This is a genomic window from Micromonospora sp. PLK6-60 (assembly GCF_019890675.1).
In the GTDB taxonomy this organism is placed as follows: Bacteria; Actinomycetota; Actinomycetes; order Mycobacteriales; family Micromonosporaceae; genus Micromonospora.
In genome coordinates this window covers 18,625-41,354 of the sequence record NZ_JAIOAA010000015.1, presented here as the reverse complement: position 1 = coordinate 41,354, position 22,730 = coordinate 18,625, and the positions used below count along the sequence as shown (strand labels likewise).

Sequence of the window (22,730 nt, the reverse complement as noted above, 5' to 3'; positions counted from 1 at the left end):
ACATGAACGTCCTGCTCTGGCACGTGCACGGCTCCTGGACCACGTCCTTCGTGCACGGCCGGCACCGCTACCTCGTGCCGGTCACCCCCGACCGCGGCCCGTACGGGCTGGGTCGGGCCCGCACCTACCGGTGGCCGGAGAACGCCGTCGAGGTGACCCCGCCGGAGCTGGCCGCCGCCGACGTGGACCTGGTGATCCTCCAGCGTCCCGAGGAGCTGGAGCTGGCCGAGCGGTGGCTCGGTCGCCGGCCCGGGCGGGACCTGCCGGCGATCTACGTGGAGCACAACACCCCGAAGGGCGACGTGCCGAACACCCGGCACCCGATGGCCGACCGGGACGACCTGCTGCTCACCCACGTCACCCACTTCAACCAGCTGTTCTGGGACAACGGCGGCACCCGCAGCACCGTGGTCGAGCACGGCATCGTGCCGCCGGCCGTCGAGTGGACCGGCGAGCTGGACCGGCTGGCCGTGGTGACAAACGAGCCGGTCCGCCGCTGGCGGGTCACCGGCACCGACCTGATGCCCCGGTTCACCGCCGTCGCGCCGCTTGACGTCTTCGGCATGGGGGTGGCCGGGCTCGGTGACCGGCTGGGCCTGCCCGCCGACGCGCTGGCCAGCCACGACGACCTGCCGCAGGACCGGATGCACGAGGAGGTGGCCCGGCGGCGGGCCTACCTGCACCTGTGCCGGTGGACCTCGCTCGGGCTCAGCCTGATCGAGGCGATGTCGATCGGCATGCCGGTGGTCGCGCTGGCCACCACCGAGGCGGTCGACGCCGTGCCGGCCGACGCGGGGGTGCTCTCCACCCGCGTCGACACCCTGGTCGAGGCGGCCCGGTGGCTCGCCACCGACCGGGAGGCGGCGTACCGGCTGGGGGCAAGGGGACGTGACGTGGCGAAGGAACGGTTCGGGCTCGAGCGGTTCCTGGCCGACTGGGACCGGCTGATGGAGGAGGAGACATGCGCATCGCGATGATTTCGGAGCACGCCAGCCCGCTCGCCGTCCTCGGCGAGGAGGACGCCGGCGGCCAGAACACCCACGTGGCGGAACTCGCTGCCGCGCTGGTCGGCGAGGGGCACGACGTGCGCGTCTACACCCGCCGTGACTCCCCCGCCCTGCCCGAGTACGTGGCCAGCCCGGACGGGTACCAGGTCTGCCACGTGCCGGCCGGGCCGGCGCAGCGGGTGCCGAAGGACGACCTGCTGCCGTACATGGGCGAGTTCGGGTGGTGGCTGGCCGACCGGTGGGGGCGCGGCGACTGGACCCCGGAGGTGGCCCACGCGCACTTCTGGATGAGCGGGCTGGCCACCGTGCACGCCGCCCGGCGTACCGGGGTGCCGGTGGTGCTGACGTACCACGCGCTGGGCTCGGTGAAGCGCCGCCACCAGGGCGCCAGGGACACCAGTCCGCGCCGCCGGATGGGCTACGAGCGGGCGCTGGGCCGCGCGGTCGACCGGGTGATCGTGCAGTGCGAGGACGAGATGGGCGAGCTGGTCCGGATGGGGGTGCCCCGGTCCCGGATGGCCCTGGTCCCGTCCGGGGTGAACCAGCACGTGTTCCGCCCCGACGGGCCGGTCGCGCCGCGCGACCCGGCCCGGCCCCGGCTGCTCACCGTCGGCCGGATGGTGGAACGCAAGGGGTTCCTGGACGTGGTCCGGGCGCTGCCGGCGGTGCCCGAGGCGGAGTGCGTGATGGTCGGTGGGCCCGCCGCCGACCTGCTGCCCGCCGACACCTTCGCCCGCAAACTGCGGGCCGTCGCCGAGTCCTGCGGCGTGGCCGACCGGGTGAAGCTGGTCGGCGGGGTGCCCCGGGAGGAGATGGGCGCCTGGTACCGGTCGGCCGACGTGCTGGTCGCCGCCCCCTGGTACGAGCCGTTCGGGCTCACCCCGCTGGAGGGGATGGCCTGCGGCGTGCCGGTCGTCGGCACCAACGTGGGCGGCATCGCCGACACCGTGGTCGACGGGCTGACCGGCGACCTGGTGCCGCCGCGCGACCCCCGCACGCTGGGCGTCACCCTGCGCCGGCTGCTCGCCGACCAGGTCCGGCGCTTCGCGTACGCCACGGCGGCGCTGGACCGCATCCGCAGCCGGTACTCCTGGAAGCGGTGCGCCGAACAGCTCGGCACGGTCTACGCCTCGGTCGCCGCCCTCGGCCGCCCCGCTCCGGCGGTGGCCTGATGAGCGACGCGCTCTGCCCGCTGGATCAGCACCTGACCGGCCTGGCCGCCGCGCTGCTGCCGTACCGGCGGGCGGCCGAGCGGCTGGCCGACTGGGGCACCGAGCTGGCCGGCACCCTGACCCGGGGCGGCCGACTACTGGTCGCCGGCAACGGCGGCAGCGCCGCCGAAGCCCAACACCTCACCGCCGAACTCGTCGGCAAACTCCGCCACGACCGCCAACCCCTCTCCGCCCTCGCCCTACACGCCGAAACCAGCGCCCTCACCGCCATCGGCAACGACTACGGCTACGACCACATCTTCGCCCGCCAGGTCCACGCCCACGGCCGACCCGGCGACATCCTCCTCCTACTCTCCACCAGCGGCACCAGCCCCAACCTCCTCACCGCCGCCCACGCCGGCCGCGAAACCGGACTCCGCTGCTGGGCCTTCACCGGCCCCACCCCCAACCCGCTCGCCGAGCTCTGCCACGACGTGCTCGCCGTGCCGTCGGCGGACAGCCAGGTGGTGCAGGAGCTGCACCTGGTCTCCTCGCACCTGCTCTGCGAGTACGTGGACCGGGCGCTGCCGCTGGTGCGTGACCTGCCGGGCACGCGGGTGGCCCGGCTGCGCGCGGTGCCGCCGGCCTGGGAGCGGGACGTGCCGCCGGCCCGGGACGGCGTCCGGCCCGCCATCGGGGGCGAGCACGTGCTGGCCGGCGTGGTGAGCGGCCGGGCCGTCGCGGCGAACGGCCACGCCCCGCACGCCCGCAACGGCGACGGGCCCGGCCGCAACGGCCACGGCGGGTCCGCACCGGACGGGCCCGGCCGCAACGGGCACGACGGTGTGGCGCGGTCGACCGGCACGGGGTGGGTGCAGTCGTGACCGGCCCGCTGGTGGTGGTCGGCGACGCGCTGCTGGACCGGGACGTCAGCGGCGCGGTTAACCGGGTCTGCCCGGACGCCCCGGTGCCGGTGCTCGACGAGCGGGCCGCCGTGGACCGGCCCGGCGGCGCCGGGCTGGCCGCCCTGCTGGCCGCCGCCCAGGGCACCGAGGTCGCGCTGGTCACCGCGTTGGCCGACGACGCCGGTGGGGCCCGGATCGCCGGGCTGCTCGCCGACGCCGGGGTGGAGGTGTATCCGCTGCACCTGCCCGGCGCGACCGCCGAGAAGATCCGGCTGCGGGCCGGCGGGCAGACCCTGCTGCGGCTGGACCGGGGCGGCGACCCGCAACCGCCGGGCGAGCCGCCGGAGGCGGTGCGGGACCTGCTGGGCCGGGCCCGGGCGATCCTGGTCAGCGACTACGGTCGCGGCCTGCTGCGCCAGCCGACCCTGCGGGCCGCGCTGGCCGAGGCGTCCGCCCCGGTGGTCTGGGACCCGCACCCGCGCGGCCCGGCGGCCCTGCCCGGGGCCCGGCTGGCCACGCCGAACCTCGCCGAGCTGCGGCAGCTCACCGGCGACGCCGGCGGCGGCTCGCCGCTGTCCACCGCCACCCGCGCCGGCCACGAACTGCGAAGGCGCTGGCGGGTGGGGGCGGTCGCGGTGACCACGGGCGCCGACGGCGCGGTGCTCTGCCACGGCGGCGGCATCCCCCTGGTCGTCCCGCCGCCGTCCGCCCTGGACCGGGTCGAGGACACCTGCGGCGCCGGGGACCGGTTCGCCGCCACCGCCGCGCTGGCCCTCGGCGACGGGGCCTCGACGGCGGAGGCGGTCCAGGCGGCGGTCGAGGCCGCGTCCGGGTACGTCGCCGCCGGCGGGGCCGCCGGGCTGCACCGGGAGCCGGACCGCCCGGCCGCACCGGCCGGCACCGCCGACGACGTGGTGGCGAGGGTACGCGCCGACGGCGGCACGGTGGTGGCCACCGGCGGCTGCTTCGACATCCTGCACGCCGGGCACCTCGCCACTCTCCGGGCGGCCCGCCGGCTGGGCGACTGCCTGGTCGTCTGCCTCAACTCCGACCGCAGCGTCCGGGGGTTGAAGGGTCCGGAGCGGCCGGTCAACCCGGAGCAGGACCGGGCCCGGCTGCTGGCCGCGCTGGACTGCGTCGACGCGGTGGCGGTCTTCGACGAGCCCACCCCGCACCGGGTGCTGGGCCGGTTGCGCCCGGACGTCTGGGTCAAGGGCGGCGACTACGGCGAGGGCGGCGCCGAACTGCCCGAGGCCGAACTGGTCCACCGGTGGGGCGGACGGGTGGTCACCGTCCCCTACCTGGCCAACCGGTCCACCACCAACACCATCACCGCCGCGCGTCGGCGCGGCCTCCACCTTGTCGAGGGAGCGGTATGAGCAGGGACATGAACGGCGCGGCGATCCTGGTCACCGGCGGGTCGAGCGGGCTGGGCGCGGCGGTGGTGACCGCGGTGGCCAAGGCCGGCGGCCGGCCGTACGTGCTGGACCGGCAGCCACCGGCGGACGGGGTGCCGTGGGTGGAGTGCGACCTGGGCAACACCCGCGCGGCCGAGGAGGCCACCCGGCAGATCGCCGAGCAGGCGGGCGGGCTGCACGGCCTGGTCACCGCCGCCGGGATGGACGTGCCGGGCAAGCTGGCCGACGTCGACGGGGCCACCTGGGACCGGATCGTGACGATCAACCTGCTGGGCACCGCCGCCGTGGTCCGGGCGGCGCTGCCACACCTGGAGCGCAGCCACGGCACGGTGGTGACGGTGGCCTCCACGTTGGGGGTGAAGGCGGTCAGCGACGCCACGGCGTACTGCGCGGCGAAGTTCGGGGTGGTCGGCTTCACCCGAGCCCTCGCCGCCGAACTCGCCGGCACCGTCGGCGTCACCCTGCTCATCCCCGGCGGCATGCGCACCGCCTTCTTCGACGACCGCGACGCCCAATACAAACCCGGACCCGACGCCAACCTCAACGACCCCGCCGACACCGCCAACGCCGTCATGTTCGCGTTGTCCCAACCACCCGGCTGTGCCGTACGCGAACTGGTCGTCTGCGCCGAACAGGAAACCTCCTACCCGTGATCCTCGTACTGCGCGCGCTCGGCGTCGGGGACCTCGCCACCACCGTCCCCGCCCTACGCGCCCTACGCACCGCGTACCCCGACCAGGAACTCGCCCTGGCCGCACCCCACTGGCTCGCCCCACTGGTCGACCTCGTCGGCGGAATCGACCGCCTGATCCACACCGACGACCTCGGCCCACTCGACCAGCCCGCCCCACCACCGCACCTCGCCGTCAACCTCCACGGCCGCGGACCCCAGTCCCACCGGATGCTCACCGCCACCCGACCCGACCGGCTGCTCGCCTTCACCAACCCCGACGCCGACCACCACGACGGCCCGCCCTGGTGGGCCCACGAACACGAGGTGGACCGCTGGTGCCGACTGCTCGGCTGGTACGGCATCCCCGCCGACCGCACAAACCTGGCGCTGCGCCGGCCGGCGGTGGCCGGCGGTGCGACCGGGGTGACGGTCGTGCACCCGGGCGCCAAGGCGGCGCAGCGGCGCTGGCCGGTCGACCGGTTCGCCGCGCTGGCCCGCGCGCTGACCGACCGGGGCCACCGGGTGGTGGTGACCGGTTCCGCCGCCGAGGCCCCGCTCGCCGGGGCGGTGGCCCGCGCGGCCGGGCTGCCGGCGTCGGCGGTGCTGGCCGGCACGACCGACGTCGGCGAGCTGGCCGCGCTGGTCGCCCACGCCCGGCTGGTGGTCTGCGGGGACACCGGCGTCGGGCACCTGGCCACCGGCTACGGCACCCCGTCGGTGCTGCTGTTCGGGCCGGTCCCGCCGGCCTGGTGGGGGCCGCCGCCGGACCGGCCGTGGCACCAGGCCCTCTGGGCCGGGCCGCGCCCGTCGGGCCCGGCCGGGGCGCCGCATCCGGCGCTGGCCGCGCTGGACGTGCCGACGGTGCTGGCCGCGGTGGACCGGGTAACCCGGGCGGGCGCACCGACCGACGTCCGGGCTGCGGTGGGCCGGCCCGCCGTTTTCGTGGGAGCCGGCCGGACCGCTGGGCCGGCGGAAGCGGCCGGGGATGGCATCCCGGCGGAAGCGGGCCGGACCGCCGTCCCGGCGGAAGCGGACCGGACCGGTGTCCCGGCGGGAGTGGGCCGGGCCGCCGTGCCGGCGGAAGCGGGCGGGGACGGCCGCCGGCCGGTGTCGCCGCGGCGCCCGGACCCGGTAGCTACCAGCGGGTAGCCTGCGGCACTAGGCTGGGGCGGTGCGCGGGGACACGGAGTACACCCAGGAGTTCGTCGACGTCGACGGGGCGCGGCTCGGCGTCCAGGTCTATCCGGAGCCGGCCGGCCCGCCGGGCGCGCCGGTGGTGGTGATCTGGCCGGCGATGGGCGTCCGCGCCCGCTACTACCGGCCGTTCGCCGCCGCGCTGCGCGCCGCCGGGCTGGCGGTGATCGTCGCCGACCTGCGCGGCACCGGCGCGAGCACGCCCCGCCCCAGCCGCGCCTGCCGGTACGGCTACGCCGAGCTGGCCGCCGACGTCGGCGCGGTGCTCGACGCGTTGAAGCCCCGGCTCGACGGGCGCACCACCGTGCTGCTCGGCCACTCCCTCGGCGGGCAGGCGGCCCTGCTGCACCTCGCCCTGAGCGGCCCCGCCCCGGTGGACGGGCTGGCGCTGGTCGCCGTCGGGCTGCCCTACTGGCGGTCCTACCCGGGGCGGCGCGGGTGGGGCGTGCTGCCGTACACCCAGGGGATCGCGGCGGTGGCCGCGGCGCTGCGGGTCTGGCCGGGCTGGGGCTTCGGCGGTCGGCAGGCCCACGGGGTGATCCGCGACTGGGCGTACACCGCGCGCACCGGCCGCTTCCCCCGGCTGGACGGGGTGGACGCGGAGGCCGCCGTGACCACCGTGACGACCCCGGTGCTGGCGATCAGCGTCGACGACGACCAGTACACCCCGCACCCGACCATGGACCTGCTCTGCGCCAAGCTGACCGCCGCCCCGGTGACCCGGCAGCGCTATTCGGTCGCCGAGGCCGGCGCCCCGCTCGACCACTTCACCTGGGTACGCGCCGGCGGGCCGCTGGCCGAGCGGGTGGCCGCCTTCGCCGCCCGCTGCTAGGTCCCCTGTCCCCTTCCGTCGGTTTCCGGCCTGGCCAGGGGCTACCCGCCCGGCGGGTGCGTAGTCGCGCGAAGGGTGGGTAAGCCGCTGCGCCCGAACACGTGGAGGGGGATCAGATGTCCGAACGGCACACCGCGTTGCGGTCCATGCACGATCTCGGCCTGGCGGCCTGGTTCGGCGGCTCCCTGATGGGAGCGCTGGGGGTCAACGGCGCGGCGGCACAGATCAGCGACTCGACCCAGCGGCTCCCGGTCGCCTCGGCCGGATGGTCCCGGTGGACCCCGGTGAACGCGGCGGCGATCGGCGCGCACCTGGCCGGCGCCGTCGGCGAGCTCGCCACCGAGAGTCCCCGGATGATGAGCCAGCGCGGGGTGGGCCGGATGAGCGCGATCAAGACGGCGCTCACCGTCGGCGCGCTCGCGGTCACCGGCTACAGCCGCCTGGTCGGCCGGCAGCTGGAACGGGCCGGCAACCCGTCGGTGGAGGGGACCACCGAGCCCAACTACCAGACGCCGGCGGACGTGGCCGGGCGGCAACGGCAGATGCGGATGTTGCAGTGGGCGATCCCGGCGCTGACCGGTTCGCTGGTCGTGGTCACCGCCTACATGAGCGAGCAGCAGAAGCCGGGCCAGGTGCTGCGCGGGATGCTCGGCCGCGCCGGTGGGCTGATGAGCGCGCCCCGGACGGCCGGCAAGGTGGCGGCGATGGCCGCGGTGAAGCGCCGGATGGCGATGTCGCACTGAACGGCCGGCGAGAACGGTGAGGTGGCGATGAGCGGGAAGGAACGACCGGGCGAGGGTCGCGGGCCGGAGTCGGCCGCACCCTGGGGCACCACGGACGGCTTCGACGCCGACCCGCCGTGGGGCGCCGGCGAGGACGACCCGATGGACGAGGGCAGCGAGGCGACGGCCGTGCCGCCGGGACGCCGGGGCGAGCGCCGGGCGGGGGTGTCCGGCGCGCCGACGGGTCCGGCCGGCCGGCACGGGTTCGGGTCGGTCGAGCCGACCCGGACGACCGAGGCGGGGCCGGGCGCGCCGCCCGACCCGGCCCCGGCCCGCCGCACCTTCCCGGACGACCGGGCCGGCGGGGACCTGCCCGACAACGCACTGGAGGAAGCAACCGGAATGCACCCCGAAGGGGTGACCCGGGACTGAGGCGACGGTTCGCGTGGGCCCAACTTGCGGCACGTCGCACCCTTACCGCCCGGGGAAGGCCCGACGTGCGGCACGTCGTGTGCCGGAGACGGCGAACGGCCCGGCCGCGCGAGCGCGCGGCCGGGCCGTTCCAGTCAGGGCGGGGCGGGGTCAGCGCCGGTGGCCGCTCTGCCAGAGGTCCCGCTCCGGCTCCGGCACCGGGTGCAGGCCGGGCTCGTGCAGGCCCTCCTCGGTGACCCGACCGATCCGGGCGTACGCCTCCGGGCGCACCGACTTGAGCGCGACACCCCAGACGAGGCCGATCAGCATGGCGACGACCGGGATCGCCGGCAGCAGCCACCGCAGGTACGAGGGGTTCTCCGGGGCCAGCAGCGAGTCGAAGTTCACCAGCAGCACGCCCAGCACGGCGCCGAGCAGGATGGTGCCCAGCGACGGCGCGACCACCCGCTGCCAGGTCGTCTCGGGCCCGGGCCGGCCGCGGAAGAAGCCCACCACGGCGGCCGAGGTCAGCGTCATCAGCAGCACCACGCCGACGGCGGCCGCACCGGACAGCCAGGTGAACAGGTCGATGACCGGGTCCCGGTTGGTGAAGGCGAAGAGCAGGAAGACCACCACGGCGAGGGCGCTCTGCACGAGCGAGCCGGCGATCGGCGCGCCGCTGCGGTTGGAGGTGGCACCGAGGAAACGGGGCAGCACGTGCTCCCGGCCGAGGGCGTAGAGGTAGCGGGCCACACCGTTGTGGAACGACAGCAGCGCCGCCAGCACCGAGGTGATGAACAGGACGTTGGCGATGTCGGCGACGATGACGCCGGCGTACTGCTCGAGGGCGCCGAACACGACGCCCGGGCCGGCCTCCGCGGAGGCGGCGGCGGCGTTCTCCGGACCGGTCAGCACGGTCAGCGCCCAGGCGGACAGGGCGTAGAAGAGACCGGTGAAGGCGACCGCGATGTAGGTGGCCCGGGCCACCGTGCGACGGGGGTCCTTGACCTCCTCGCTGTAGATGGCGCCGCTCTCGAAGCCGGTGAAGGAGGCGATGCCGAAGGCCAGCACGGCGCCGAAGCCGGCGGCGAAGAGGTTGCCGGGCAGGATGCCGTCGACGGTGACCATGCCGCCGCCCGGGTGGGCGAAGGACACGATGTCGAAGATGACCACCACGACGCACTCGAGGCCGAGCAGGACGGCCAGCACCGTGGCGTTCAGGTCGACCCGCAGGACGCCCAGCAGGCCGACGATCACCCAGGCGACCAGGGCCCAGACCCACCAGGCCAGGTCGATGTCGAACTTGGCGACCATGAAGTCCTTGAGGATCGCGCCCAGCAGGCCGTACAGGCCGATCTGGATCGCGTTGTAGGCGGCCAGCGCGACGGCGGAGCCGGCCACCCCGCCGGCCCGGCCGAGCCCGTTGGCGATGTAGGCGTAGAAGGCGCCGGCGTTGGCGACGTGGCGGCTCATCGCCGCGTAGCCGACGGCGAAGACCGCCAGCACGGCGGCGAGCAGGACATAGCTGAGGGCGGCACCCATGTTGCCGCTCACCGCGTACATGGTGGTGACACCACCGCCGAGAACGGTCAGGGGGGCGGACGCGGCGACCGTGAAGAAGACCAGGTGAGCGGTCCCGAGTCGCCCGCGGCGCAGACCGCTGTCGGAGAAGAACGGATCGGAGGACAACTTTTCTCCTGAGGGGGCGTGAGTGAGGGGTGATCAGAGAGATCCGTGTGGCAGGGTATTGGTGATCACGGATTGTCACAAGTCCACTTCGGAGATCTTGCCCAAGTGTTCACACGATCACCCGAATTGAACAGCGCGTGTGCATGCCGTACCGTGCCGTGTCGACGCTCGTAGCGGCCCTGGCTGAGGATGCCCATGACCAACCACAGTGCACACTCCGCGTATCGGCTCGCCGATGCGCTGTTCCTGATCGGTCACGATGAGTTCTCCGGCAAACCACACGGAGCGACGGACCGCCTCGAATTCGCGCTGGCCGGCGCGGCGATGGCGGAGCTGATCTTCGAACGGCGGATCACCATCGACAACGGCGGCGTGGTGGCGGTGGACCGCCGGCTGTGGCAGGAGCCACTGACCGACCTCATCGTCACCGAGATCCTCGGCCGGGAGGGGGTGCACCCGACCCGGCTGTGGATCCGCTACCTGCGCGAACATCAGCAGATCCGGGAGCGGGTCGGCACCCGGCTGGTCAACACCGGCGTGGTGCGCCGGGAACAGAGCGGGGTCCTGCGGCGCGGGGTGCGCTGGCCGGCGGTCGACCCGAACCAGGCGGCCGCGCCGCGGGTGCGGCTCACCGCGCTGCTGATGCGTCACCAGCCCAACGAGCTGGACGTGGAGACCGTCCTGCTGGCGTCGCTGACCGGGGCGGTCGGGGTGGGGTCGGTGGCCTTCGACGAGCAGGTCTCCGCGCGGATGCGGGAGTGCCGCAAGTTCCTGCCCCCGCCGCTGGACGGCCTGGTCGCGGCGGTGGTCGTCGCCCTCGACGCGGCGACCGTCGCGGTCCGCCGCTGACCGTTCCCGATCAAGCCGGCCGGCGGCCCCGCGCCGACATCCGGGACGCTGTAAGCGGCTTCACACGCCTCGTCGCTCCTCCCGACGGTGACCGCCGGGAGGAGCGCCAGGATCAGGCCGGGTCGCGCCACATCGGGTAGAGGCTCGGCCCGTCCGGCAGGTCGAGGGTGACCGGCCGGCGGCGGAAACCGAGCCGCTCGTAGAGGGCGGCGTTGCGCAGGCTGCTCGCCTCCAGGTACGCCGGGTGGCCCTCCGCGTCGAGCCGGGTGAGCTGGTGGCCCAGCAGGGCCGAGCCGACGCCCGTGCCGTGGTGGTCGGGGTGCACGCCGATGAACGGCAGGTACCAGTGCGGCTCGCCCGGGTGGTTGGCCGTCATCAGCTCGTCCAGCACGGCGAAGCGCTTCATCGCTTCCGCGCCCGCCCCGGCCTCCAGCGCCCGGTAGAGGTCAGCGCCCTCGCCGTCGTCGTCGTGGCCGCTGTCGAGCACCGGCAGCCAGAGCGTCGCGCCGGCCCCGTCGCCCGCCAGCCACACCTCACCGCCGTGGAGGGCCAGCTGCACGAACTCCCCGAAGAAGGCCGGGTGCGCGGCGGCCCGGTGCCGCTCGTCCGGGAAGATCCACCCGCTGATCGGGTCGGCCATGAACGCCTCGCCGAGCAGCGCCGCGACGGCCGTCGCGTCGTCGGCCGACGCACGCCGGATTTCTCCCTGCCACTGGGTCACTGACTCTCTCCTGCACCTGATCGTCGACCGGGGGGTCGGGCAATGTCTACATCGAACCGACCCGGGACGCTACCAGTCGGGGCGGCCGGTGCCGCAAGACCGCCGGCCGCGCCAGCACCCCACCACCACCGCGGGCGGCGCGACACCCCCGGCGGTCGGCGGCGGGCTCAGCCGGCGGCCGGTACGGCCCGTTCGGCGAGCAGCTCGGCCAGCCGGGCGGCGTCACGCTGGGCCTGGTCGCCGCAGCAGTTGTTCATCAGCACGTGCACCTCGGCGGCCTCCGCCGCCAGCCCGGTCAACCGCGTGACCCAGTGCCGCAGCTCGTCCTCGCCGTACGCGTAGCGGAACTTCTCCTGCTTGTCGCCGCTGGTCCAGGCCGCGCTGTGCCCGTGGAACCGGACCACCGCCAGCTCGGTGGTGGCCAGCACGATCGGCGGCACGGACGAGGCGTGCCCCTGCGGCATGTCCACGCAGACATAGGTCAGGCCGTGCTCGGCCAGGAAGGTCAGGGTGTCCACGGCGGTGGTGCCGTCGAACCAGGAGGCGTGCCGCAGCTCGACCGCCACCCGCCACGGCGCGCACCGCCGGGCGGCGGCCACGATCTGCCGGCGGGCGGCGTCACCGGCGGCCAACCAGGGTGGGAACTGAAGCAGGACCGCGCCGAGCCGGCCGGCCGCCGCGATCGGGTCGAGCGCCGCGCGGAACCGGCGCCACATCTCGTCGTACGCCTCCGGCGACAGGTCCCGCCAGCGGATCCGGCTCGGACCGCCGGCCGGCCGCAGGTCCTTCGGCAGCGCCGCGACCGGGGTGTGGTGCCCGGTGAACAGGCTGAACGCCTTGACGTCGAAGGTGAATCCGGACGGGGTGGCGGCGACCCAGGCGGTGGTGGTCTCCGGCGCCGGCACCGCGTAGTAGGAGGTGTCCACCTCGACCACCGGGAACCGCTCGGCGTAGTAGCCGAGCCGGCCGGCCGGGTTGTTGACCTCGCGGGGATACCAGCCGGAGCGCACCAGCAGCTGGTCCGCCCAGGACGACGTCCCCACCTTGATGACACCCATGTAATTCAGTTCACCCCGGTTCGCCCGGATCGGCAACCGCTGGCGCGGCGCGCGGCGGAACTGTCGGGGGTCGGGCCTAGGTTCGGACCCGGATCGACCGACGGAAGGGGCGAGGATGACCACTTCGGAGCCGGCCGGCGAGCGGGGTGACCTGATCGAGGCGATGCGCGACCGCCGCCGGTTGTTCCTGCGCACCGTGGCGGGCCTGACCGACGAGCAGGCCGGCCTGCGCAGCACCGCCAGCGAGCTCTGCCTCGGTGGCCTGGTGCACCACCTCACCACGATGGAGCTGTCCTGGGGGCGGTTCATGGTGGGCGGCGCGGCGGAGATGGGCCGCGTGTCGGTGGACTGGAGCGGCCAGTTCCGGATGCCGCCGGGCGCGACGCTGGCCGGGCTGGTCGAGGCGTGGGCGGAGGTGGCCGCGGCGACCGACGAGCTGATCGCGACCCTCGACCTCGACACGGCCCACCCGCTGCCGGCGGCGCCGTGGTTTCCCCCCGGCGCCAGCTGGTCGGTCCGGCGGACGGTGCTGCACCTGCTCTCCGAGGTGACCCAGCACGCCGGCCACGCCGACATCATCCGCGAGTCGATCGACGGGGCGAGATCCATGGGTTGACCCGCGCGGTCCCACATGGTGGCCGCGGTCCGCTGAGCGCCCCGCTCCACCGGTCGCGGATGTGACGTCCCGACGCCGGGTGGCGCTGAGGGACACGAGATGAACGCACACCGCATGGACCAGGAGACCGCCGAGCGACTGCTCGCCGGTCGGCCCGCCGCCCCGCCGCACGGATCGCCGGCGCTGGTGGCGCTGCTGACCGCGGTACGCGCCACCCCGCGTCCGGGCGAGCTGGCCGGCGAGGACGCCGCGCTGCACGCCTACCGGATGGCCCGCGCCGGGGCGGTCCTGCCGGTCACGTCGGTGGCGACGCGCGGGCTGGCCGGCCGGTGGGGCGTGCGGATCGGCGCGGCGGTCCTCGCGGTCACGGCCACCGGCGGCGTGGCGTACGCCGCCGCCACCGGCACCCTGCCCACGCCGTTGCGTCCCGGGCCGGCGACCGGCCCCGCACCGTCGGTCACTCCGCAGCGGCCCACCGCGACGCCGGGCGACCCGGCCACCCCACCCCCGTTCGCCTCGGCGGGGCCGTCCCACCCCGAGGTCGACCGGGGGCTGTGCCGGTCCTACCGGGCACACCTGCGCGCCGGCCCGAAGGGCAACCTGGACAGTCCCGCCTTCGACCGGCTGGTCGACGCGGCCGGCGGGCGGGACCGGGTGGCCGGCTACTGCGACCGGGTGCTCGCCGACCGGCCGGGCCGGGCCCCGTCCGACCCGCCGAAGGCCGAGCCCGGCTCGGCGAATTCCCAGTCCGGCCCGGCGAATCCGCAGTCCGGCTCGCCGAGGGTCACCCCCGGCTCGGGGAGTCCCCAGTCCGGTTCGCCGAAGGCCGAGCCCGGCTCGGCCACGCCGAGCAACGGCTCGACCGGGCAGTCCCACCCGGAGCACCCGTCGGCTCCGGCCGGCAGATCGAGCAACACCCAGGGCACCTCGGCCCCGAGCGCCGAAACCCGCTGACCGGCGGCGGCCGACGCGGCCGGGTGCCGGCACCGGCTGACCGGCGCTGGCGCTGCGGGCCGGGCCCGGGGCCGCCGGGACCCGCCGACCGGCCCCGGGCGACGCGGGCCGGGCCCCGACAACCGGCACCCGTTCCCCGGCGCCGGGCGACACGGACCGGGCTCGGGGCCGCCGGCACCCTCGGCCGCCGGCCGGGGCCCTGGCTGGTAGCTTGCCCCGATGACCCTGCGGCGTCGACGCCTGGCGACGGCCCTGCGCCTGGCGATCGTGGTCAGCGTGGTGGCCGGGATCGTGCTCACCGCCCTCGGCCCGGCGACCGTCACGGGCCTGTTGCCCTACTTCACCATCCAGAGCAACGTGGCCGTCGGCCTCTTCGCCGGGTACGCCGCCTGGTGTGGCTGGCGGGACCGGCTCGAGCCGCCGTCCGCCGTCAAGGGCGCCGTCACGCTCTACATCACCATCACCGGGGTCGTCTACCACCTCGTGCTGGCCAACCCGGCCAGCCCGTTCGCGATGGTCCAGCCAGAGCGGGCGCTCGGCGAGGCGCTCGGTAACCAGTTCCTGCACACCGTCGTGCCGCTGCTGGCGGTGGTCGACTGGGCGTTCTTCGACCGGCGCGGCCGGCTCCGCCCCCGCCATGCCGCCTGGTGGCTCGCCTTCCCGCTGGCGTACCTCGGGTTCGCGCTGGTCCGCGGCCTCATCGTGCACCGGTATCCGTACCCGTTCGTCGACGCCGGGCAGCTCGGCTACGGCGGGGTGTCGGTCAGCGCCGTCGGCTTCGCGGTGGCGTTCTGGTTGCTCGGGTTGCTCCTCGTCGGCGTCGACCGGCTGCTCGGCCGGGCCGGGACCACCGCCGCGCCGGGCGGCACGGACGACGTGGCGACACCGGTGCCGGGCACCCGGTCGGACGCGGCGGCGACCACCGACCGGTAGGCCGCCGGTTCAGCGGCGCAGCCGCCGCCGCTGCCCCCGGGCGCGCGGGCCCCGGTCCCGGGCGTGCGCGTCGGAGTATCCCCAGCGGCCGGGGATGTCCAGCACGTCGACCTGGCCGAACCCGTCCGGCAGGGCCGGGTCGACCAGCAGGTTCTCCCCGCAGGGGCGCAGCCCGAGGCCGGTGCCGAGCAGCATCAGCAGCGCGCCGGAGGACCAGGACTGCGGGCGGCCGGCCGACGGCAGCTGGACAGGGTACTTCGTGACCTGCCGGGAATAGCCGGCCACCACCTCCGGCACCGGGCCGGGAAGCCGCTCGGCCAGGGCGAACATCGCGTCGACGATCCGGGCGGACTCCAGGTCTAAGCCGTACCGGCGCAGGCCCGCCGCGATCAACGCGTTGTCCGCCGGCCACACCGCCCCCAGGTGCGCGGCGACCGGGTTGTACGGCAGCTGCCCGTCGGCGTACGTGCGCACCCCCCAGCCGGAGAACATCCGGTCGTCCATCAGGTGCCCGGCCACCGACACCGCCCGGTCCTCGTCGACGATCCCGCTCCACAGCAGGTGCCCGATGTTGGAGGCGAGGGCGTCGACCGGGGTGCCGTCCGGCTCCAGCGCGAGCGCGTAGTAGCCCCGCTCGGGCAGCCAGAAGTCCCGGTTGAACCGCTCCTTCAGCGCGGCGGCCTCGCGTTCGAGCCGGTCGGCGTACGCCGGGTCGCCCCAGAACTCGCGGGCCAGCCGGGCGCCGCGCAGCTTCGCGTCGTAGGCGTAGCCCTGCAGTTCGCAGGTGGCCCGGGGGAACGCCGGGGCGTGGCCGTGCCGGTCGCGGATCGCGTCGGGCGAGTTCTTCCAGCACTGGTTGATCACGCCCTTGGCGGTGTTGCGGCGCTGGTACCGCAGGTAGCCGTCGCCGCACAGGTCGCCGTACGTGTCGAGCCAGTCCAGCGCCATCCGGGCCGGGTGCCGCAGTTGCCGCACCAGGTCACCGTCGCCGGACCACAGCTCGTACTCGTCGAGCAGCACCACGAAGAGCGGGGTGGTGTCGGCGGCGCCGTAGTAGAGCGAGGTGGGCTGGTCGCCGAAGGCGGCGGACTCGCCGTACCGGGTCTCCGAGATGATCTTGCCGGGTTCCTCGTCGTGGGCGTCGTCGAGCTGCCCGCCCTGGGCCAGCGCCAGCGCGCGCAGCGTGGCGGGGGTGAGTTCCGGGGTGAACGGCAGCGTCTCCAGGCAGGTGACGATCGCGTCCCGGCCGTAGAGGGTCATCGCCCAGGGCAGGCCGCCCACCGGCACGGCCTGCGCGTACGCCAGCGGCGTGTAGCGCAGCGCGGCCAGGTCGGTCAGGCAGGACTGGTAGGTCTCCGCCACCGCCCCCCGGGCCGCGCTCAGCTGCGGCGCCCGGTCCCGCCACTGGCGCAACTGCTCCCGCATGTCGGCGCGGACCTGCTGCTGGTGCGCTTCCAGGTGGGCCCGGATGTCCCGGCTGCCCTCGCCGCGCAGCACCATCTGCACGTGCAGGTCGGTGGTCCACGAGCCGTTCGGGGGCACCTTGATCCGGAAGGTCAGGCCGGCGTCGTCCACCTCGGCCGGCTCGGTGGCGGTGACCACCGTCTCCCGGGAGAAGCGCTCCCGCTGGTAGCGCAGGCGGAGCTGGCGGGGATTGCGGGTGACGGTGACCGGCCGGGGGCGCGGCCCGGCGATCTCGCCGGTGTCGGCGAAGTCGTTGCCGACCTCCATCCGGACGGTGTACTCGGCCGGCCGCGCCGAGTGGTTCAGCACGGTGATCCGCTCGTTGAAGCTGTCGTCGATCGAGCGGTGCCGGATCACCGACACGTTGGCGTCCACGTAGTGGCTGGCGGTGCCGGGCACCAGGACGAACCGGGTCTCGAAGTACTCCAGGTCGTCGCGGGACAGCGAGTTGAGGGGGCTCCCGTCGACGGTCAGCACCCAGTGCGACAGGAACCGGGTGTCGAAGGAGAACAACCCGACCGGCACCTGCGGGTCGGGGCGCATGTCCCCCTCCGCGTCGCTGACCGCGAAGGAGTTGCCGGCCAGGACGTGCACCAGTTCCTGCTTCACCCGGCCGCCTCCCCGGTCAGCCCCGAGGTGCGGGGATGGCGGGCGTCCGGCGGGCCGGGGAACAGCCGGCGCAACAACATCAGCAGTCGCAGGTCGCCCCGCGCGTACACGTCGTTGCGCAACAGGGCCGAGCCGATGTGGGCGCGGCCGGCGGCGAGTCCGTCGAACACCGCCCGGTCGGCCGCCACGACGAGGTCCGCCTCCGCCGACGAGCGGCTCACGTCGACCTTCTGGTCGTGGATGGTGAGATACCAGTGATCGGTGTGACCGTTCACCCGGATGTCCAGCCGCAGCGTGCCCGCCGTGGTCTCCGGCAGCTCCGGATGTCGACCAGCGACCCGGCTGGCCAGGTGTTCCGCCGCAGACGCCATCGTCCGTCCTCCCCCTCGACGGTTGCCCCTCCGCCGGGCGAGCCTCCCGTGCCGGCGGGTGAGCCCGGATCACCCGCTCCGGGTGAACCTCGCCGGGGCGGCGGGCGGGGCTCACCCGGCCGTTTGGCGCAGCCGGGACCGGGCAGGCAGCACCCGCAGCACCCCACGAGGACGGGAGGGTCACCCGATGCGCGCGCTGCGCTTGCCGAACTGGAAAACCGAGCCGGAACTGGTCGACGTGCCCCAGCCGGAGCCCGGTCCGGGCCAGGTGGTCGTGAAGGTCGGCGGTGCCGGGGCCTGCCACTCGGACCTGCACCTGATGCACGACTTCGAGGCCGGCGCGGTGCCCTGGAACCCGCCGTTCACGCTGGGCCACGAGAACGCCGGCTGGGTGCACGCCCTCGGGCCGGGCGTGACCGGGCCGGAGGTGGGCCAGCCGGTGGCCGTCTACGGGCCCTGGGGGTGCGGGAGCTGCGCCCGTTGCCGGGTCGGGATGGACACCTACTGCGAGAACCCGGCCGGGGCGCCGGTGCCCGGCGGCGGCGGTGGGCTGGGCCTGGACGGTGGGATGGCCGAATACCTGCTGGTGCCCGACGCGCGCCACCTGGTGCCGCTGCCCGAGGGGCTGGACCCGGTGCACGCCGCGCCGCTGACCGACGCGGGCCTCACCCCGTACCATGCGATCCGCCGGTCCTGGCCGAAGCTGGCGCCGGGCAACACCGCCCTGGTCATCGGGGTCGGCGGCCTCGGGCACGTGGGGGTGCAGATCCTCAAGGCGACCACCGCCGCCCGGGTCATCGCGGTGGACACCCGCGACGACGCGTTGACCCTGGCCCGGGAGTACGGCGCCGACCTGACCCTGCGCCCCGACGAGGACGCGGCGGACCGGATCAGGGCGGCCACCGGCGGCCGGGGCGCCGACGTGGTGCTGGACTTCGTGGGCGCGGACGCCACGCTGAAGCTGGGCGTGTCGGTGGCCCGGACGATGGGTGACCTGACCATCGTGGGACTCGGCGGCGGCACGCTGCCGGTGTCGTTCTTCGGGGTGCCGTACGAGGTGAGCATCCAGACCGTGTACTGGGGCAGCCGGCCGGAGCTGATCGAGGTGCTCGACCTGGGCGCCCGGGGCCTCGTCCGGCCGAAGATCACCACCTTCGGGCTGGACGAGGCGGTGTCCGCGTACCACCAGTTGCGGGACGGGACGCTGGAGGGACGCGCGGTCATCGTGCCGTGACCCGCCGCCGGGCCGGTCGCCGTCGACCGGCCCGGCGGGTCGTCAGTCCTGGATCAGCCCGCGGACGTAGGCGGCCTGACCGGCGTGCTGCAGGTCGTCCTCGGCCACGCTGACCAGCCGGACCCCGAGGGTCACCGGCGGGTCCCACGCCTCGTCCACCACCCGGTCCAGGTCGGCGGCGGTCAGCCCGGCCAGGAACCGCTGGGTACGGTCGGCGACCGCGGTGAAGTAGCCGATCAGGGCGGTGGACCCCTCCGGCCGGACCGCCGCGATCTCCGCCGGCCCGTGCCCGTAGCCGGTGTCGTCCGGGTCCGCCTTGAGCCCGAACCGGGGCGCCCAGTCCCCGGAGACCCAGACCTGTTCCTCGCCGAGCAGGTCCGCCACGTGGTGGTCCTGGACCCGGGTCAGGTGCCAGACCAGCCAGCCGACCGGGTTGGCCCCCGGCGCGGGGGCCTGGCGCAACTGCTCCGCGGAGAGGCCGTCCACCGCCGACCGGACCAGCTCGGGCAGCCGGCCGTAGGTCTCGGTCAGCAGCTCGTTCACATTCACCGGATTCCGCCTCCTCGTCGTGGATGTCTCCGGAGGCAGTACCGCCGGGCGACGCCGGCAAACCTGTCCGACGCTCTGACGTGCCGTGCCGCCGTCGACCGGACTGTGATCCGGGCCTAGACTGCCGGCATGAGGTGCGGGACGTGATCACCGAGGAGCGGCCGGCCGTGCCGCACGGTCACGTCTGTTGGTCGTACGACGACTCGGCGGCCTTCGACGACGCGGCCCGCCGTTACCTCTCCGCCGGCCTCGCCGCTGGCGAGCAGGGCTGGTATGTGGGGCCGGACCCGGCCGAGGTGGCCCGGGAACGGCTGGCCGGCCTGCCCGACCTCGACGGGGCGCTGCGCCGGGGCGACCTGCGGATCGTGCCGCCCTGGTCGGCGTACCCGCCGGACGGGCTGGTCGACCCGGTGGGCCAGGTGCGGGCCTACGCCACCGCGACCGACGCGGCGCTGGCCGCCGGGCACACCGGGCTGCGGGTCGTCGCCGACGCGACCGGCCTTGCCGCCACCCCCGCCCAGCGGGACCGGTTCGCCCGCTACGAGCACCGCGTCGACCGGTTCATGCGGGCCCGGCCGTTCTCCGCGATGTGCGCGTACGACCGGCTCCGGCTGGGCGACCCGGCGGTGGCCGAACTGGCCTGCCTGCACCCGTACACCAACGCCCCCGGCCTGCTCTTCCGGCTGTCTGCCTGCGGTCCGGGTGACGACTGCGCGGAGCTGGCCGGCGAGCTGGACCCGTCCAACCACGAGCTGTTCGCGGCGGCGCTGGAGCGGGCGGAGCTGCGCCCGGTGGACGGCGAGCTGCGGCTGTGCGGCCCGCGGCTGCGCTACATCGACCACCGCAGCCTGACCCACCTGGCCCGGTACGCGACCGCGCGGGGGGCGGTCGCCGTCCTGCGCACGTCGCTGCCCACCGCGTCCCGGCTGGTCGAGCTGCTGGCGCTGGCCGGCGTCCGGGTGGAGGCCGCCTGATGAGGACCGGAGCGGCCAGCGACCACCAGGGCTATTTCCACGAGGCCGTCTGCTACGGCTCGGACGAGGAACTGCTGGCGATCACGGTGCCGTTCCTGCGCGACGGCGTCGCCGCGGGCGAGCCGACCATCGTGGCGTTCGGGGCCGAGCACGCCGCGCTGGTCCGGTCGGCCCTACCGGCCGCCACGGCGGTGGAGTTCCTCAGCGGCGGCGACCTCTACGCCCGCCCCGCCGCGGCGATCCGCGCCTACCGCGCCCTGCTCGCCACGCACGTGGCGCGGGGGGTCGGGCAGATCCGGATAATCGGCGAGCTGAGCCCGGCCATGCTGGGTGTGACGTGGGACTGGTGGGCCCGGTACGAGTCGGCGATAAACCACGCCTACGACGAGTTCCCGCTCTGGAGCATGTGCGCGTACGACACCCGGACCGCCCCGCCGGAGGTGCTGACGGAGGTGGCCCGTACCCATCCCCGGTACGCCACCGCCGACGGCCGGCACGTGCCGAGCGAGCACTACGTCGAGCCGGAGGTCTACCTGGCGGAGAACCGCCTGCCCGTCCCCGACCCGCTGCAACTGACCCCGCCCGCGGTCGAGTTGGCCGATCCCACCGCCGCCGAGGCGCGCCGGGCGGTGTACGCGGCGGCCGGCGGCCGACTCCCGCTCGAGCAGGTGGAGGATCTGGTGGTCGCCGTCAGCGAGACGGTCACCAACGCGGTGCGCTACGGCCGCCCGGTGGTGTGCCTGCGGGTCTGGGCCTGCGACGACCGCGTCGTGGTCAGCGTCACCGACCGGGGCGCCGGCCCCACCGACCCGTTCGCCGGGCTGCTGCCGGCCCGGGACGGCGGCCCGGGCGGGCTGGGGCTGTGGATCACCCACCAGTCCTGTAGCCACGTGGCCCACTACCGCGACGTCGACGGGTTCACCATCCGGCTGACCGCCGGTGATCCGCACTTCCGCACCGACGCGGCGCCGCGCGCCGAGCTGACCGCCAGTCCCGCCACCGGCTGACGGCGCGCCCGGTGCGGGCCGTGGTGCGCCGCCGCCCGCCGCCTCCTAAGCTCCGCAGCGTGGCCAAGTACTACGACGTGCACCCGGACAACCCGCAGCCGCGCGCGATCAGGCAGGTGGTGGACCTGATCCGGGCGGACGGCCTGGTCGCCTACCCGACGGACTCGTGCTTCGCGCTCGGCTGCCGGCTGGGCAACCGGGACGGCCTGGACCGGATCCGGGAGATCCGCCACCTGGGCTCCGGCCACCACTTCACCCTGGTCTGTGCCGACTTCGCGCAGCTCGGGCAGTTCGTGCAGGTCAACAACGCCTCGTTCCGCGCGATCAAGGCGGCCACGCCGGGCAGCTACACGTTCATCCTGCCGGCGACGAAGGAGGTGCCGCGCCGACTGCTGCACCCGAGGAAGAAGACCGTCGGGGTGCGGATCCCCGACCACACGGTGACCCAGGCGCTGCTCGCCGAGCTGGGTGAGCCGCTGCTGTCCAGCACCCTGCTGCTGCCGGACGAGGAGGAGCCGCTCACCCAGGGCTGGGAGATCAAGGAACGGCTGGACCACGTGCTCGACGCGGTGCTCGACTCCGGCGAGTGCGGCACCGTGCCGACCACGGTGGTGGACTTCTCCGACGGCGTACCGGAGGTGCTGCGGGTCGGCGCCGGCGACCCCACCCGCTTCGAGTGAAAGGAAGGGCCCCCTGTTAACGCATTCGGTAGAGGAGGGGCCCCTTATTAACGCCCGGGCTCGGGGACGGGCCCCTTGTTAACGCCCGGGCTCGGGGACGGGAGTGACGTCAACGCCCGGGCTCGGGTGGCGGTAGCGGCAGCTCCACGGCGTCGGCCGGGCCCAGGTCCCCGGCGGAGTGCGCCGGCGGCGGCCGGTCGGTCGCCGGTGAGCGGCTGTGCAGCGGGCCGTCGGGCCCGGTGCGCCGGCTGACCACGCAGGTCACCATCCGGATGGGCGGGGGCGGCGCGGTGAACCGGCCGGTGCCCCAGCGCAGCCAGAGCGGGACCCGGCCCGCGCCGGCCTCGGCGAGGAGCTTCTCCCAGGTGCGCCGCCGGGTGCCGTGGTCGATCTCGACCACCACCGGCGGGCCGTCGGGTCGGGCGCAGGCCACGTCGAGCACCGAATGCTGCCCCGACATCGGCGGCGGCAACGGCAGCACGCTGGGTGCGCGCCGGTAGACCCGCCAGCCCCGCTCCCCCGCCCAGCCGGCCACCGCGTCGACCAGCCGGGCGGTCACCTGGTCGGTGGTCAGGTCGGCGAAGGCGAGCCGGTCGAGCCAGTCGGCCAGCGAGGCCGCCAGCCGTTCCCCGTCGCCGCTGTCCGTCACGCCGGCAGGGTACCGGTCGTCCACGCCGGGCGGGGCCACGCCGGTCGGGAGCAGGCGTAC

22 protein-coding genes and 2 pseudogenes are annotated in these 22,730 nt (G+C 75.1%); 17 read left to right on the top strand and 7 right to left on the bottom strand.

The window, feature by feature from the left end; all coding sequences use genetic code 11:
- Positions 1-2: 2 nt before the first annotated feature.
- The 9 genes and pseudogenes from K7640_RS23425 (at position 3) to K7640_RS23385 (ending at position 8,334) form a co-directional block, all read left to right on the top strand.
- Positions 3-977: a glycosyltransferase gene (locus K7640_RS23425; RefSeq protein ID WP_222957054.1), complete on the top strand. Its 975-nt coding sequence runs from the start codon at positions 3-5 to the stop codon at positions 975-977.
- Complete coding sequence (locus K7640_RS23420; protein ID WP_222957053.1) at positions 962-2,179, top strand: glycosyltransferase; 1,218 nt, start codon at positions 962-964, stop codon at positions 2,177-2,179. Before K7640_RS23425 ends, K7640_RS23420 begins: the two co-directional genes overlap by 16 nt.
- A pseudogene (locus tag K7640_RS23415) lies at positions 2,179-2,841 on the top strand (SIS domain-containing protein); the annotation flags it as partial. The gene K7640_RS23420 and the pseudogene K7640_RS23415, both read left to right, overlap by 1 nt.
- 197 nt (positions 2,842-3,038) lie before the next feature.
- Positions 3,039-4,442 (top strand): PfkB family carbohydrate kinase, encoded by a 1,404-nt coding sequence (locus K7640_RS23410; protein ID WP_222957051.1) that lies wholly within the window; start codon positions 3,039-3,041, stop codon positions 4,440-4,442.
- Positions 4,439-5,134: an SDR family oxidoreductase gene (locus K7640_RS23405; RefSeq protein WP_374198114.1), complete on the top strand. Its 696-nt coding sequence runs from the start codon at positions 4,439-4,441 to the stop codon at positions 5,132-5,134. Before K7640_RS23410 ends, K7640_RS23405 begins: the two co-directional genes overlap by 4 nt.
- Positions 5,131-6,075 (top strand): annotated as a pseudogene (locus K7640_RS23400) (glycosyltransferase family 9 protein); the annotation flags it as partial. The gene K7640_RS23405 and the pseudogene K7640_RS23400, both read left to right, overlap by 4 nt.
- 250 nt (positions 6,076-6,325) lie before the next feature.
- Positions 6,326-7,180 (top strand): alpha/beta fold hydrolase, encoded by an 855-nt coding sequence (locus tag K7640_RS23395; RefSeq protein ID WP_222957049.1) that lies wholly within the window; start codon positions 6,326-6,328, stop codon positions 7,178-7,180.
- 116 nt (positions 7,181-7,296) lie between these two features.
- On the top strand, positions 7,297-7,923 hold the full coding sequence (locus K7640_RS23390; RefSeq protein WP_222957048.1) for a hypothetical protein: 627 nt from the start codon (positions 7,297-7,299) through the stop codon (positions 7,921-7,923).
- Between the two features lie 27 nt (positions 7,924-7,950).
- On the top strand, positions 7,951-8,334 hold the full coding sequence (locus K7640_RS23385; protein WP_222957047.1) for a hypothetical protein: 384 nt from the start codon (positions 7,951-7,953) through the stop codon (positions 8,332-8,334).
- Between the two features lie 150 nt (positions 8,335-8,484).
- Here K7640_RS23385 and K7640_RS23380 read toward each other — a convergent pair whose 3' ends face one another.
- On the bottom strand, positions 8,485-10,002 hold the full coding sequence (locus K7640_RS23380; RefSeq protein WP_222957046.1) for an APC family permease: 1,518 nt from the start codon (positions 10,000-10,002) through the stop codon (positions 8,485-8,487).
- A gap of 195 nt (positions 10,003-10,197) precedes the next feature.
- Here K7640_RS23380 and K7640_RS23375 point away from each other — a divergent pair, with 195 nt between their 5' ends.
- Positions 10,198-10,851, top strand: a complete 654-nt coding sequence (locus K7640_RS23375; protein WP_222957045.1) for a GPP34 family phosphoprotein — start codon at positions 10,198-10,200, stop codon at positions 10,849-10,851.
- Between the two features lie 112 nt (positions 10,852-10,963).
- Here K7640_RS23375 and K7640_RS30890 read toward each other — a convergent pair whose 3' ends face one another.
- Complete coding sequence (locus K7640_RS30890; RefSeq protein ID WP_222957044.1) at positions 10,964-11,572, bottom strand: GNAT family N-acetyltransferase; 609 nt, start codon at positions 11,570-11,572, stop codon at positions 10,964-10,966.
- A gap of 167 nt (positions 11,573-11,739) precedes the next feature.
- Positions 11,740-12,630 carry a DUF72 domain-containing protein gene (locus K7640_RS23365; protein ID WP_222957043.1) on the bottom strand — a complete coding sequence of 297 codons (891 nt, stop codon included), beginning with the start codon at positions 12,628-12,630 and terminating at the stop codon, positions 11,740-11,742.
- Positions 12,631-12,745: 115 nt separating this feature from the next.
- Here K7640_RS23365 and K7640_RS23360 point away from each other — a divergent pair, with 115 nt between their 5' ends.
- From K7640_RS23360 to K7640_RS23350, 3 genes are all read left to right on the top strand, one after another.
- A complete protein-coding gene (locus tag K7640_RS23360) occupies positions 12,746-13,246 on the top strand; it encodes a DinB family protein (RefSeq protein WP_222957042.1) in 501 nt (166 codons plus the stop codon).
- Positions 13,247-13,345: 99 nt separating this feature from the next.
- On the top strand, positions 13,346-14,200 hold the full coding sequence (locus K7640_RS23355; RefSeq protein WP_222957041.1) for a hypothetical protein: 855 nt from the start codon (positions 13,346-13,348) through the stop codon (positions 14,198-14,200).
- 219 nt (positions 14,201-14,419) lie between these two features.
- On the top strand, positions 14,420-15,133 hold the full coding sequence (locus tag K7640_RS23350) for a Pr6Pr family membrane protein (RefSeq protein ID WP_222957040.1): 714 nt from the start codon (positions 14,420-14,422) through the stop codon (positions 15,131-15,133).
- Between the two features lie 9 nt (positions 15,134-15,142).
- Here the strand turns inward: K7640_RS23350 and K7640_RS23345 are convergent, their stop codons facing one another.
- Together K7640_RS23345 and K7640_RS23340 are read right to left on the bottom strand one after the other, a co-directional pair.
- Positions 15,143-17,206, bottom strand: coding sequence for a glycogen debranching N-terminal domain-containing protein (locus tag K7640_RS23345; protein WP_222957039.1), 2,064 nt, complete (start codon positions 17,204-17,206; stop codon positions 15,143-15,145).
- Positions 17,203-17,577, bottom strand: a complete 375-nt coding sequence (locus tag K7640_RS23340; RefSeq protein ID WP_222957038.1) for an SCP2 sterol-binding domain-containing protein — start codon at positions 17,575-17,577, stop codon at positions 17,203-17,205. The genes K7640_RS23345 and K7640_RS23340 overlap by 4 nt, the downstream gene beginning before the upstream one ends.
- A gap of 187 nt (positions 17,578-17,764) precedes the next feature.
- On the opposite strand from K7640_RS23340, the gene K7640_RS23335 reads away from it, so the two are divergent.
- Positions 17,765-18,811: an NAD(P)-dependent alcohol dehydrogenase gene (locus tag K7640_RS23335; RefSeq protein ID WP_222957037.1), complete on the top strand. Its 1,047-nt coding sequence runs from the start codon at positions 17,765-17,767 to the stop codon at positions 18,809-18,811.
- A gap of 42 nt (positions 18,812-18,853) precedes the next feature.
- On the opposite strand, the gene K7640_RS23330 is transcribed toward K7640_RS23335, so the two are convergent.
- Entirely contained in the window at positions 18,854-19,360 is a 507-nt protein-coding gene (locus K7640_RS23330; RefSeq protein WP_222957036.1) for a DUF664 domain-containing protein, read from the bottom strand.
- A gap of 143 nt (positions 19,361-19,503) precedes the next feature.
- On the opposite strand from K7640_RS23330, the gene K7640_RS23325 reads away from it, so the two are divergent.
- From K7640_RS23325 to K7640_RS23315, 3 genes are read left to right on the top strand one after another with little or no spacing between them, the layout of a single operon-like run.
- Positions 19,504-20,334, top strand: coding sequence for an MEDS domain-containing protein (locus tag K7640_RS23325; protein WP_308042643.1), 831 nt, complete (start codon positions 19,504-19,506; stop codon positions 20,332-20,334).
- On the top strand, positions 20,334-21,341 hold the full coding sequence (locus K7640_RS23320; RefSeq protein ID WP_222957034.1) for an anti-sigma factor RsbA family regulatory protein: 1,008 nt from the start codon (positions 20,334-20,336) through the stop codon (positions 21,339-21,341). Before K7640_RS23325 ends, K7640_RS23320 begins: the two co-directional genes overlap by 1 nt.
- Before the next feature lie 59 nt (positions 21,342-21,400).
- Entirely contained in the window at positions 21,401-22,021 is a 621-nt protein-coding gene (locus tag K7640_RS23315; protein WP_222957033.1) for an L-threonylcarbamoyladenylate synthase, read from the top strand.
- Positions 22,022-22,130: 109 nt separating this feature from the next.
- On the opposite strand, the gene K7640_RS23310 is transcribed toward K7640_RS23315, so the two are convergent.
- Positions 22,131-22,670 (bottom strand): hypothetical protein, encoded by a 540-nt coding sequence (locus tag K7640_RS23310; RefSeq protein ID WP_222957032.1) that lies wholly within the window; start codon positions 22,668-22,670, stop codon positions 22,131-22,133.
- Positions 22,671-22,730 lie beyond the last annotated feature (60 nt).